The organism is Asticcacaulis sp., assembly GCA_024707255.1.
Classification (GTDB): domain Bacteria; phylum Pseudomonadota; class Alphaproteobacteria; order Caulobacterales; family Caulobacteraceae; genus Asticcacaulis.
Genome location: JANQAC010000002.1, coordinates 1024789 through 1038287, shown reverse-complemented (window position 1 = coordinate 1038287; position 13499 = coordinate 1024789). Strand labels below are relative to the sequence as shown.

At 61.4% G+C, this 13499-nt stretch carries 10 protein-coding genes and 1 tRNA gene; 10 read left to right on the top strand and 1 reads right to left on the bottom strand.

The window, feature by feature from the left end; all coding sequences use genetic code 11:
- Window positions 1-89 precede the first annotated feature (89 nt).
- Both NVV72_16155 and NVV72_16150 read left to right on the top strand, forming a co-directional pair.
- A tRNA-Thr gene (locus NVV72_16155) sits at window positions 90-165 on the top strand.
- Between the two features lie 193 nt (window positions 166-358).
- Window positions 359-976 carry an FMN-binding negative transcriptional regulator gene (locus NVV72_16150; GenBank protein ID MCR6660794.1) on the top strand — a complete coding sequence of 206 codons (618 nt, stop codon included), beginning with the start codon at window positions 359-361 and terminating at the stop codon, window positions 974-976.
- On the opposite strand, the gene NVV72_16145 is transcribed toward NVV72_16150, so the two are convergent.
- Window positions 977-1783 (bottom strand): helix-turn-helix transcriptional regulator, encoded by an 807-nt coding sequence (locus NVV72_16145; GenBank protein MCR6660793.1) that lies wholly within the window; start codon window positions 1781-1783, stop codon window positions 977-979.
- A gap of 130 nt (window positions 1784-1913) precedes the next feature.
- Between NVV72_16145 and NVV72_16140 the strand changes: the two genes are divergently transcribed.
- The 8 genes from NVV72_16140 to NVV72_16105 all read left to right on the top strand — a co-directional run bounded on the left by NVV72_16140 (window position 1914) and on the right by NVV72_16105 (window position 13458).
- Window positions 1914-3413 (top strand): amino acid permease, encoded by a 1500-nt coding sequence (locus NVV72_16140; GenBank protein MCR6660792.1) that lies wholly within the window; start codon window positions 1914-1916, stop codon window positions 3411-3413.
- Between the two features lie 14 nt (window positions 3414-3427).
- Entirely contained in the window at window positions 3428-4282 is an 855-nt protein-coding gene (locus NVV72_16135; GenBank protein ID MCR6660791.1) for a PepSY domain-containing protein, read from the top strand.
- Window positions 4182-4499 carry a PepSY domain-containing protein gene (locus tag NVV72_16130; GenBank protein MCR6660790.1) on the top strand — a complete coding sequence of 106 codons (318 nt, stop codon included), beginning with the start codon at window positions 4182-4184 and terminating at the stop codon, window positions 4497-4499. Before NVV72_16135 ends, NVV72_16130 begins: the two co-directional genes overlap by 101 nt.
- 248 nt (window positions 4500-4747) lie before the next feature.
- Window positions 4748-6889 (top strand): TonB-dependent siderophore receptor, encoded by a 2142-nt coding sequence (locus NVV72_16125; GenBank protein MCR6660789.1) that lies wholly within the window; start codon window positions 4748-4750, stop codon window positions 6887-6889.
- Window positions 6890-6975: 86 nt separating this feature from the next.
- Window positions 6976-8445 (top strand): amidohydrolase family protein, encoded by a 1470-nt coding sequence (locus NVV72_16120; GenBank protein ID MCR6660788.1) that lies wholly within the window; start codon window positions 6976-6978, stop codon window positions 8443-8445.
- Complete coding sequence (locus NVV72_16115; protein ID MCR6660787.1) at window positions 8442-9701, top strand: amidohydrolase family protein; 1260 nt, start codon at window positions 8442-8444, stop codon at window positions 9699-9701. Before NVV72_16120 ends, NVV72_16115 begins: the two co-directional genes overlap by 4 nt.
- Window positions 9698-13003: an amidohydrolase family protein gene (locus NVV72_16110; protein ID MCR6660786.1), complete on the top strand. Its 3306-nt coding sequence runs from the start codon at window positions 9698-9700 to the stop codon at window positions 13001-13003. Before NVV72_16115 ends, NVV72_16110 begins: the two co-directional genes overlap by 4 nt.
- Complete coding sequence (locus tag NVV72_16105) at window positions 13003-13458, top strand: hypothetical protein (protein ID MCR6660785.1); 456 nt, start codon at window positions 13003-13005, stop codon at window positions 13456-13458. The genes NVV72_16110 and NVV72_16105 overlap by 1 nt, the downstream gene beginning before the upstream one ends.
- Window positions 13459-13499: the final 41 nt, after the last annotated feature.

Genomic DNA, 13499 nt, shown 5'->3' with positions numbered 1-13499 from the left:
AGCAAAAAAATCCGCGCATGAGATATGGACAAGCCGCGCGGCCATCGGCATAAGACCCCTCCTCGGACCTGACGGTTCGGAGTGTGCGCGCCGGTTTAGCTCAGATGGTAGAGCAGTTGTTTTGTAAACATCAGGTCGCGGGTTCGATTCCTGCAACCGGCACCAGCACTCCCACCTTTACTGATTCATTCATTTCCTGCATGAACCCGTGTGTCTGGTCTTTTGTTTGCTGACGCAAACGGGGGTTCGATTCCTGCAACCGGCACCAGCACATCTTCCTTGGATTTGGCCCGAAAACATGACCGTTGGGCCTGAATAGCGGCTGTAACCCTTGCGGTTATCGCGCTAGAACCGGCGCATGGACCCGAAACCCGCCAAATATGCCCCGAAATCCGACGCCGATATCCTCGATATCGTCACCCGCCATCCATTTGCCTGGATCGTTACGGCTGCCGGCGGCTTTGGCGCGACCCAGCTTCCGGTCCGGCCATATTTGGAAAATGGCCGGCTGGCCGGGCTGATCGGGCATTTCGGGCGCAACAATCCCCAGATCGCGCACCTGCGCGCTCACCCCCGCGCCCTCCTGCTGCTTACGGGACCGCATGGCTATATCTCGCCCTCATGGCTGACAGACCGCACCCAGGCCCCGACCTGGAACTATGCCAGCATCGCTTTCGATTGCGACATCCGCCTGATTGAAGATGCCCCCGGCATAGAGATGCTCCTGCGCGACCTTATCGATACAATGGAGGCGGGCCGCGACAATGCCTGGTCGCTGGACGACATGGGCGAACGCGCGGCACGGCTGGCGCAGGGCGTAGTAGGCTTTCACGCCCGGATTACCGATGTGCAGGCGGCGTTCAAGATGGGACAGGATGAAGCCGTGCAGGAATATGATGAAATCCTGGCGGCGCTGGACCGCGCGGGCGAAACCGACCTAGCGACGGAGATGCGCCGGCAGAATCCGGCCCGCTGATCAGGCGCCCGCGACCGGCTTTGTGAGCTGGCTGAAATACTGGCTGGGCGGCGTACCGAAGGCGCGCTGGAACATGGTGCCGAACGCACTGGGGCTGTTATACCCGACCTCGTAAGCAACCGTCGTCACCGACTTGCCGGAGGCCAGCATGGATACCGCCTCCGCCAGCCTGACCTGCTGCCGCCACTCTGAGAAGGTAATGCCCGTTTCCCGGCGGAAAGCGCGCGTGAAGGTGCGGCGCCCCATGCAGGCCACTGCGGCCCAGTGATCGAGATCATCTTCCGCCGCCGGATCATCCATGATCTTCCGGCAAATGCGCGAGAGGCGCGGATCCTTTGGCATCGGTATGTTGAGCGCCGATGCCGGATGCTCAACCGCCTCGGCAATCTCATCGAGAATCAGTTCCATTATGCGCGCCTCACGTCCATTGAGGCTGTACTCGATCGGCAGGTTGCCCGCCTCGATAATCAGTTCACGCAGCAAGGGCGATATTTTCAGCGTCTGGCAGCGCTTCGGCATCCGGCTGTCGGCATCCGGCTCGACATAGAGCGTGCGCAGCGACACATGCCCCCGGCAGTGGGCCTCATGACGGACACCGGCCGGCATCCATACGCCGCGCTGTGGGGGAATGGTGAAACTGACCTCATCGGTTATGACCGACATCACGCCAGATGTGGCGTACAGCAACTGGGCACGTTCATGGCTGTGCGGCGGATCGACATGATCCGGTGAATATTCGTCAATCAGCACGGCGATCGGGCGATTGACCTTCTGATAATCTTCACCATGCGTGCTGCGTGTCATCATGTGGCCCGTTATAGATGATTTGCGCTCCATTCGCTGTAGCGCGCCAGACACAGCGCGTTAAAAATTATCCGCATACTATACGTCCGATAATTCTGCTGCCTTACACATAGCCCCAGCACCGGAGCCAATCATGCCCGCCAGACTGTTCGCCCGAAAATCCATAGAGGCCCTGCAGGCTGAAGAGCATCCCCTGCATCGGACTCTGGACGGTTTCCAGCTCATGCTGCTGGGAATCGGCTGCATTGTCGGCGCCGGCGTCTATGTGATGACGGGCACGGCCGCCGCCCATTTCGCCGGACCAGCCGTCATACTGTCGTTTCTGCTGGCCGCGACCGCCTGCGGCTTTACCGCCCTGTGCTATGCCGAACTCGCCTCGACCATCCCGGTCTCCGGTTCATCATACACATACGCTTACGCCACCCTGGGCCAGGTTGTGGCCTGGGGGCTGAGTTGGCTGCTGATGCTCGAATACGGCCTTGCCGGCTCTGCACTCGCTGTCGGGTTTTCCAGCTACCTGGTCAGCCTGCTCACTGATTTCGGCGTCAATATACCGGCCTGGCTGTCTACGCCGTCTGTCGTCTCAACGGTGGTGGACGGACGGACCAGCTTTTCACTGAGCGGCGGGGTTAACCTGATCGCCGCCATCGCGCTGCTGATCAGCGCCGTGATCCTGTCGGCGGGCGTTTCCAAGTCCACCCTCGTCACCACCATCCTCGTCTTCATAAAGATATCCGTGCTCATCGCGTTCGTGGCTGTCGGCACCGGTGCGGTGAACCCGGCCAACTGGACCCCCTTCATTCCGGCCAATGAGGGCGGCTTCGCCTTCGGCTGGCAGGGCATCGTCCGCGGCGCCTCCATACTGTTCTTCGCCTACCTCGGCTTTGAAACCGTATCGACCGCCGCCAGCGAAACGAAAAATCCGCAAAGGAACATGCCGATCGGCATATTGGGCGCGCTCTTTGTCTGCACGGCCCTTTATATCGCTGTGGCCGCCGTCCTGACCGGCCTGGTGCCCTACAAGGAACTTGGGGTCGCCGATCCGATCGCCGTCGCGGTCGATCGCATCGGCCAGCCGGCCTTTGCCTTCATCATCAAGATCGGCGCCCTGACCGGCCTTGCTTCCGTCCTGCTGGTCAATGGCTACGGTCATTCGCGCATCTGCTACGCCATGGGCCGTGACGGGCTGATTCCACCGCTGTTCTCGAAGGTCCACCCCAGGTTACGAACACCCGTGTGGGGCACGATCACCGTCTGCCTCACCTCAGCGGTCATCGCGGCCTTTCTGCCCATTTCCGTGCTGGGCGACATGGTCAGTTTCGGCACGGCGCTCGCCTTTTCGATCGTCGCCTTCAGCTTGATCTGGCTGCGCAATCGCCGTCCTGACCTGCCCCGCCCTTTCCGCGTACCGCTTGGCGGTTTCTCGATCGGCAAGGTTTGGATCGGCTATGTTCCCTTGCTGGCCATAGTGCTGTGCTTCGGCATGGTTATACCCGTCGGCATGGATATCCTTTCGCAGGCCGGACGCGGCGACGTCCTGCCCGCCATATTCCTCGGACTGTACCTGCTGGCCGGTGTGCTGATCTACGTATTTTACGGGTATCGCAACGCGCATACACCTGACACTGAATAAACGGGAGACGAACCATGCAGATCAGGACCATCCACCGTTATGTCAGTCTCGTTTTTGCCGCCCTCTGGGTCTTTCAGGCGGTCACCGGCTGCCTGATCGTCTTCCGCTGGGATATTGACGACGCCGGTGTTGCCGGCTCCCGCGCCGCTTTCCAGGCCGAACGCCTGGGTGCAAGACTGGACAGCCTGGTTCAGGAACCGGGCACGCACGTGTCTTCCGTGTGGTCGGCCAATAACAGCGCCAGCCGTTTCGATATTTTTTACAGCCGGGCGGATACGGACCGCACTCTGCGTGTTGATGGACAGGGCGAACCCTTGCGTGACCGGCGCAACGATACCCTTTCCGACGGCAATATATTCGACCGCCTGAGCGACCTTCACATGGCCCTGATGCTGGGTGATGCCGGCCGGGCCTTTCTTGGTCTCAGCGGCCTCCTGCTCCTGACAAACATCGGCCTGGGTCTCAAGCTTGCCTGGCCGCGCGCCGGCCAGTGGCTGAAGGCGCTCAGCCGCCCGAAAGGCAAGGCCGGCGTTCCCCTGCTCCACGGATGGCATCGTACCGTCGGCCTGTGGATCGCCGTACCCGCCTTTATCACCATTTCCGCTGGGGTCCTGCTGGCCTTTGACGAGGGCCTTGAGGGGCTTTTCAAAGCCGAAATCCCGGTGCCCGCCGAGATAAGGCCGGCTTCGGACAACCAGAATCAAACCCTCCGCCGCCCTGGCGGCAGCTTTGGCGCCCTATCCCGGCGCCACCCTTTCCGGCTTCTCCCTGCCTGGCGAAGACACGCCCTGGTACAAGGTCCGCCTGCGGGCGAATGGCGAAATACCGCGAATCTGGGGGCTGACAACCGTATATATAGACGCGCATGACGGCCGGATTTTAAGCGCGTATGATGCCCGTCAGGCGCATGGCCCGGCGCGGCTCGTGCTTGATACGATTTACCCTCTGCATACCGGCCAGATCGGCGGGATTACCGGTCGGATTTTGCAGTTGCTCATTGGCTTCTGGCTGATCGCCATGGCCGGACTGGGAATCAGTCTGTGGTGGACACGCAAACGCCTTGCAAGAAAAAAGACTGCGTCCTGATTTCCGTACACATCTCAAGAATATTGCGTCGCACAAAAAACTATCTCACAGAATGCCTTTTTTCGCCCAAATCGTCCGAAACTGAAGCACTTTGGCAACATAGGATCCCACATCCACTTTACGCGGCCTGATCGCAAGATAAACTGTCCTAAGTTAGACATCGGGCCTCAAAAAAAGAGAGTTACAGTTTCGTCACGTTACCAAGACATTTTCGTGTCATGGGCAATTCAATAAGGAGCGGAATTGAAATGCTGACCCAACGGACTTCGATAAATAAAACCATTACACGGGCTCTGCTTCTGGCAACCGTGGCGACCGCCTGCATCAGCGGCGCCGCCCAGGCACAGCAGGATGACACCGGCGACGGCCTCAAGACCACCAGGGAAACCGTTGACGGCTCTACCGTCGTCATCATCAGGTCCAAGCGCTTCGTTCCGAGCGGCGCCATGTCGGCCAACAAAACCGACATCCCGCTGATCCGGACTCCGCAGTCGGTTTCGGTCATCAACCGCGACCAGATCGACCTGCTCGGCTTCACCGACCTGCAACAGGCGGTACGCTACACCTCTGGTGCCTTCGGTGAAAACTATGGCCCCGACCTGCGCTACGATTTCGTCACCCTGCGCGGCTTCACGCCGAAACAATATGTTGACGGCCTGGCAGCGCCCGTCACCACCACCATCTTCTCGACCGGCGTGGATCTCTACGCTTTCGATACGGCCAGCATCATCAAGGGTCCAGCCGCCACGCTTTATGGCAACTCGCCTCCGGGCGGCCTCTATAACGAGACCAGCCGCCGCGCCAGCCGCAATTTTGGCGGTGAAATCCAGGGCAAGCTCGGTAGCTATGACTACAAGTCGATCGCCGGCACGGTCACCGGCGCCCTGTCCAGCAATGTCTCGGCGCGCCTGACCGGCCTTTACCTCGATCGCGGCGCGGAGCGCGACGGCGTCTCGGCCAAGCGCGACCTGATCGCCCCGACCGTGACCTGGAAGATCACCGACAACGACACCCTCACGGGTCTGGCCTACCTGCAGGACGACGAGGTTGATGGCGACACCAACGGCTTCCTGCCGGAACTGGGCACCCTTCTGCCGAACCCGAACGGCCAGGTCAGTGAATCGGCCAATCTCGGCGAGCCGGATTACAATATCTACAAGCGCAACCAGTGGGCCGTCGGTTACGATTACAAGCACACATTCAGCAACAACCTGTCCTTCTCGTCGAACGCCAAGTACAGCAAGTACCGCGAGAACAGCAAGGTGATCTATGGCGCGGCACTTGAGGCCGATAACCGCACGGTCGATCGCTACAGCTTCCCCTACATGGAAAATGTCGAGAGCTTCGCCATCGATAACCGACTGGATGGCACCTTCACCACCGGCAGCGTGACACACAAGGTTCTGGCCGGTATCGACTACCGCGATGTCAAGAACTTCGCCCAGTACGGCTTTGCCTTGGCCTCATCGATAGACCTGTATAACCCGGTTTACAGCGACGCTTCCTCCCTTACCGACCCGGCCTGGAATCCCTACAACGACCAGGACCTGAAGCAGACCGGCCTCTATGTCCAGGACCAGATCGGTATCAACAAGCTGTTTATCACGATTGGTGGCCGTTACGACGAAGACAAGATCGTCACAAAAACCTATCTGCCCGCGACGACGACCAAGGACAGCAAATTCACCTACCGTATCGGCGCCAACTACCTGTTCGACAATGGCGTCGCTCCCTATGCCAGCTACTCGACCTCGTTCGAGCCTGTCATCGGCACCGGCTTCCGGCCGACCGAAGGCGAGCAGTCGGAAATCGGCGTCAAATATGACGGTCGTACACTGGACAACGGCGTGAAACTTTTCGCCACGGCGGCCGTTTACGATATCAAGCAGACCAATGTGGTTTCGACCGTTTATTTCCCCACCTTCATCAGCACCCAGATCGGTGAAGTCGAGGTCAAGGGCTTCGAGACCGAGTTTGTGGCCCGTATCAACGAGCAGTTCTCGATCAACGGCTCCTACACCTATACGGACAGTGAAGTCCTGGCCTCAAACAATCCGGCTGAAGTTGGTGGCCCCATGCCGACGACTCCAAAAGACAAGGCTTCCCTGTTTGCCGACTACACGCTGAAATCCGGCGCGCTCGGCGGTCTCGGCTTTGGTCTGGGCGTCCGTTACAACTCCAAGAGTCTGGGCTCCTATGGCGCGGGCATCTGGGGTCAGCAATCAACCCTGTTCGATGCCGCCATCCACTATGATACCCCGGCCTGGCGTCTGGCTCTGAACGGCAGCAACATTACAGACGTCAAGTACGTCGCCCGCTGCTCCGGTTCGGTCGGCTGTACTTACGGCGCCGGTCAGACCTGGACCGCGACATTGACGCGGAAGTTCTGATCCAGAGAGGCCCGCTTCCGGTATCCGGAGGCGGGCCTTTGCCATATATTTCATAAGCGTAAACTGACGATACAGGGGCTGTTGCGATGAAGGGTTCATTTTCCAGGGTCTGGCTGCCCCTCATTGCTCTGTCCCTCATTTGCCCCGCGACCTGGGCCGCCACACCCCACCGCGCGCCGCATCGACCGCCTGTCGTACGCGACGAAAAGCCAAAGCCTGATTTTGCCGCTGAAAAAACGCAGGAACATCCCATCCCCTTCCTGCTCGGCACCAATCCGAGCACTTACAAACCCTTGCCCCGCCAGGATGTGCTGATCACCCACGCCACGGTACTCGATGGCGCCGGTCATCGCTTCGATGATGCCGATGTGCTGAGCCGTGACGGCAAGATCATCGCGGTAGGCCAGCATCTCGACGGTGGCAATGCCCGCGTCATCGATGCCAGGGGCCGCTGGGTGACCCCCGGCCTGATCGATCCGCACAGCCACGATGGCACCTATTCGATGCCTCTGACCTCGATCGACAGCGACTCGTCCGATGTCTCGGAGTTGAGTTCGCCGATCGCCGCCGACACCTGGATCGAGCACGCCATCAATACCCAGGATGCCAGTTTCCTCTACGCCCTGCAAGGCGGCGTCACCACGCTCCAGATCCTGCCCGGTTCCACGCCGCAGATCGGCGGCCGGGCAGTGACGCTGCATTCGATCCCCGCCACCTCGGTCGCCGCCATGAAGTTTCCCGATGCGCCAACGGGCCTCAAGATGTCGTGCGGCGAGAACGCCAAGGGCTATTACGGCGGCAAGGGTATGAAGCCAAACAGCCGGCAAGGCGAAATGGCCAATTTTCGTGATATTTTCAGCCAGGCCGAAGCCTATCGTGACCAGTGGAACCACTATCACGCCGATCCGCACGGCCCGCCACCATCGCGTGACCTGAAGCTCGATACCCTGGCGGCTGTTCTGGACGGCGACCTGCGGGTCAATATCCATTGCTACCGTGCCGATGACATGGCCGAGATGCAAGCCCTGGCCACCGAGTTTGATTTCAAAATCATCGCCTTCCACCACACGGTCGAGGGCTACAAGAATCCCGACCTGTTCACCAAAACCGGCACCTGCGCCATTGTCTGGCCTGACTGGTGGGGCTTCAAGATGGAGGCCAATGACGGCATCCGCGAAAATGCCGCCATTCTCGATGCCGCCGGCGCCTGCGTCACCGTCCATTCGGATTCGCCGGTCATCGGCCAGAGGCTGAATATCGAAGCCGCCAAGGCCGCGGCCGCCGGCCGGCACATGGGCCTGCCGGAGCCGCCGGAACACATCATCAAATGGATCACCAGCAATCCGGCCAAGGTGCTGGGTCTCGAAGATAAAATCGGCACGCTCGCGCCCGGCTATAATGCCGATATCGTCATCTGGTCGGGCGATCCGTTCAGCATCTATACCAAGGCGGATACCGTCATGATTGACGGCGCCATCGCCTATGACCGCCAGGATCCGGCCTATCAGCCCCTGAGCGATTTCCAGCTTGGCCGAAAGGCAGGAGTGGTTCAATGATCCGCGTCACGCTTCTCTCGCTTGCCGTCCTTCTGCCGGCCCCTGCCTTTGCGCAGGATCTGGCCATCACCCACGCCGAAGCTTGGACGATGTCCGGCGCCGGCAAGATTTCTGATGCCACCGTATTGGTCCATGACGGCAGGATCGTCTCGGTCACCCCTTCCGGCGCCGTGCCCGCTGGCGCCACCGTAATCGACGCCGGCGGCCGGATGGTTACGCCCGGCCTGATGAACGCCGCCACCCAGCTTGGACTGGTCGAGACGGGTTCGGCCGACGAGACCAATGACAAATCGAGCAGCAACACCACATTGGGGGCCTCGTTCGACATCCAGTACGCGCTCAACGCGAACAGCGTGCTGCTGCCCGTGGCGCGCGCCGATGGCCTGACCCGCGCGGTCTCCTATCCGGCCGCCGCCGGCACCGCGCCCTTCATGGGCCAGGCCGCCACTATCCACCTGACAGAGACTGGCGACATTCTCGAACGGCCCCAGGCCGCTATGTACGTGCAGATCGGCAGCGCTACGCTTTCCGCCGCCGGCGGTTCGCGCAGCGCCCAGTGGCAACTCCTGCGCAATGCCCTGATCGAGGCCGGGCGTTATAAGCCGGGCCAGCCCGATCAGCCGATCAGCCGTCTCGACGCCGAGGCCCTGCAAAAGGTGTTAAAAGGCCAGTTGCTGGTCATTGTCACCCAGCGCGAATCCGATATTCGTCAGACAATTGCTTTGGCAAAGGACTTCAAACTGCGCGTCGCCGTCATGGGCGCTGACGAAGCCTGGCGCTGCGCCGACGCCTTGGCCGCCGCCAGAATCCCGGTCATCCTCGATCCGATGGATAACCTGCCGATCAGCTTCGACCAGATCGGCGCGCGGCTGGATAACGCCGCCATCCTCGGCAAGGCCGGCGTACAAATGGCATTCTACGCCTCTGGCAACACCATCTATCTCTCCTACGATGCCGGTGAAGCCATGCGCGAAGTGGCTGGCCTGGCCGTCGCCAATGGTCTGCCCTACGAGGATGCACTGGCGGCCATGACGCGCAACCCCGCCGCTATCTTTGGCCTCAATGACCATTATGGCACCCTGGCGAAGGACCAGGAGGCCGACCTGGTCATCTGGGATGGCGATCCGCTGGAGCCTGGCACCTACCCATGGAAGGTCTTCGTCCTGGGCCACGAAGCCTCGCTCGAAACCCGCCAGACCTTGCTGCGCGACCGCTACGCCAAACCTTCTGCCCTGCCCCCGGTCTATCAGAAATGAAAACCCTACCCCTCTTCGCGCTTGTGGCTTTGTTCGCCGCCACCGCCGTTCACGCCCATGATGACGACCTGCCCGTGCCTTTCGGCAATGCTGTCGGCTGGATCAAGGATGGCGCCGGCGCGGTTGATAATGTCCGCCCCCGTCAGGCGAAGGGCCAGGTCCTGCCACTGAAGCCGACGCGCAAGATCAGCTTCGACACCGATGAAGGCACCTGGATGTCGCTGGGCGTTTCGCCCGACGGCAAAATGATGGTCTTCGACATGCTGGGCGATATCTACGCCCTGGATACGAAAGGCGGCGCGGCCAAGCCCCTGCGCACCGGTTTGCCATTCGAGTCGCAACCGGTCTTTTCGCCCGATGGCAAACAGGTCGCCTTTATCAGCGATGCCTCCGGGGCGGACAATCTCTGGGTCATGAAGGCCGATGGCACGGGCGCCCACCAGGTCAGCTTCGGTGATGACGATACAGTACTGGTGTCGCCCGAATGGGCGCCGGACGGCCAGACCGTCTACCTCAGCCGCTATCGCCCCAGCTATAACGCCTACGAGCTTTGGCAATATGGCCTGGATGGCACGGAAACCCTGATCGTGCCCTCCAAGGCCACCGCCGATCAGGGCCGCGACACCTGGCTGAGTACACTGGGCGCCACGCCGTCACCGGACGGCAAGTCACTCTACATGGCGCGCCATGTCGGCCCGGTCGATCCCGATGCGCGCGACGAATGGACCATCATCAAACGCGATCTCGCCACCGGCAGCGAAACCACCCTGATCGCTGAACCCTCCGGCTCCGGACACAGTCGCAATCCCGGCGCCTATTTCCGCCCGGCCGTCTCGCCGGATGGCCGCTACCTCGCCTACGCCACCCGTTTCGACAACCAGACCGGCCTGCGCCTGCACAACCTGCAAACCGGCGAGGACAGGTGGCTGGCCTTCCCGGTTACGCACGACCAGCTCCAGGCCAATAGCTGGCTGGACCTGCTGCCACGCTATAGCTTCGCGCCCGACAGCCGGTCGATCCTGATCACGGTCGGCGGCAAGTTCCAACGCATTTCCCTGGATCGCCAGGCGACGCCTATCCCCTTCACCGCCCATGTGCGGCTAGCGTTGGGCGCGCTCAGCCGGCAAACAATCACCGAGGACACCGGCCCAGTCCACGCCCACATCATCCAGACGCCGCAGATGTCGCCTGATGGCTCGCAACTGGCCTTCTCGGCACTCGGCAAGGTCTATGTCATGGCGCTCGCCGCCGACACCAAACCACGCCTGATCGCCGATGGCTGGCAACCGTCCTGGTCGCCGGACGGCAAGTCGCTGACCTATGTCACCTGGTCGGCACGCCAGGCCGGCGATGTCTGGACCGTGGTGCTTGATGGCGGTGCGCCTAAAAAGATCAGCCCGCGTTCGGACTACTACACCTACCCGGTCTTCACGCCGGACGGTACGCAGGTACTGGCCGAACGCTCCGCCCAACGCGACCGCCTGCGCCTCTACATGGAATATGGCGCCACGCGCGAAGCCACCCTCGTCAGCCTGCCGGTCAATGGCGATCCTGCGCGCGATATCGTCACCACCTATATGGGTCAGCGCCCGACCTTCACCAATGAGCCGGACGCAGCCTACCTGCAAACCAGCGCCGGCCTGTCGCGCATCGACCTGAAAACCGGCGCGGTCACCGATATTGTGTCAGTCAATGGCCCTGGCTGGTATTTCCAGGATGGCCCGGTGCCGGTGGATTCCCTGCGTCTTGCACCCGATGGCAAGTGGATCGCCGCCATCATCGGCCAGCAGTTGCACGTCATCGAACGCCCGGCGGCCGATGTGAAACAGGTCGACCTGTCCGATCCGAAGGTGAAGCACCGTCGCATCACCGATGTCGGCGCCGACTTCATGGAATGGTCGGCCGATGGCAAGACCCTGACCTATGCCCTGGGCTCGACCTTCTATACGCGCGCGCTCGACAGCATCACCTTCGACGACAAGCCGAACTGGATGCCCGATCCCGGCAAGCCCGCCCGTTTCCACGCCGATGTCGTCGTCCCGCGCGATGAACCGAAGGGTCTGCTGCTCCTGCGCGGCGCCACCGCCCTGCCCATGGATGCGCCGGCCATCGCCAATGCCGACATCCTGATCGATGGCAATCGCATCGCCGAGATCGGTCCGCTGGGCAGCTTCGATGTGCCCGCTGATGCCACGATCCGTGACGTCACCGGCAAGACCATCATGCCGGGCTTCATCGATACCCACGACCATATCGGCACGGTGCGCCGTGACGTGCTCGATAGCGAGGACTGGGCCTTGCGCGAACGCCTGGCCTATGGCGTGACCACCAGCTTCGATCCCTCGACCCTGACCATCGACGAGATCGTCTACAAGGACATGCTCGATGCCGGCCTGATGACCGGTCCGCGCCTGCCTTCCACCGGCATGGCGCTGTTCAGCTTCAATCGCTTCTCGTCACTGGAAGAAACCAAGAAGGTTCTCAGTCGTTTCCATGCCGATTATGGCCTGAGCAATATCAAGTCCTACCGCGTCGGCTCGCGCAAGGTGCGCGAATGGGTGCAGATGGCCGCCCTCGACGAAAAGCTGCAACCGACCACTGAAGGCGCCCTGTCGCTCAAGCTGGATCTCAGCCAGATTATGGACGGCTATTCCGGCAACGAACACGCACTCGTCGCCCTGCCGATCTACAAGGACGTCATCCAGCTTCTGGCGCAGAGCCATACGAGCTATACGACCACGCTTCAGATCACCAATGGCGGCGCCACCGGTCAGGATTATTTCATCGCCCGTGACAATCCGTCTTCGAGCGAAAAGTACCGCTATTACACACCGCATTTCGCCCTGGCGCAGATGACCACGCGCCTCGACCAGTGGCTCCCCTTGTCGGAATACGCCTTCCCGACCGTCGCCAAGGGCGCGGCGGATATCCAGCGCGCCGGCGGCCTCGTCGGCATCGGCGCCCATGGTAATACGCCGGGCCTCGGCTTCCACTGGGAACTGGAAGCCCATGTCATGGGCGGCATGACGCCGGAAGAGGCTTTGCACGCCGGCACGCTCGGTTCCGCCGAAACCATCGGTCGCCTCGGCGAGATCGGCAGCCTGACGCCCGGCAAGTTCGCCGACCTGCTCATCCTCGATGCCGACCCGCGCACCGACATCACCAATGCCTGGAAGATTTCCCAAGTTATGAAAAACGGCCGTCTCTATCAGGCCAATGATCTCAGCCAGGTCTGGCCGGATGTGGTGCCCGCCGTCACGCCGTGGTTCGCCGATGAATATCCCGCCACTGGAGCGAAATAATGATCAAGTCCATCCTTATCGCCGCCGGTCTGCTGACGGTCGTCACGCCTGCCTTCGCCAAACCCAAAACGCCCGCCGCCACCGTTGTTGATCCCGCCCCTGCCCCCGCGGCGGTGCCCCTTACACAGGTCGAAATCTATCGCATCGCGCCGGGCCAGCATCAGGCCTTCCTCGAATTCATCGCCAAGTGCGACGAGGCCAACACACTCGCCGGCCTGCCGCCCCGCCAGCTCTACGTCCACAGCGACGGGGCCGACTGGGACTTCATGATCATCCAGCCGGCCCACACCCCGCCGGAAAAAGCCGCGGCACTTGATGCCGCCTGGGACAAGGTCGGCCTACCGTCAGGATCGAACTTCTTCTTCGAGATCCGCAAATATATCGCCGAACACACCGACACGGCCGCAAAAGGCCCGACGACCGCCGCCGACTATCTGGCGACCGCCAGCCGGTAAGCCGTCGTTTGGCCCGTTCGGAACATTTATTGATCCGCACA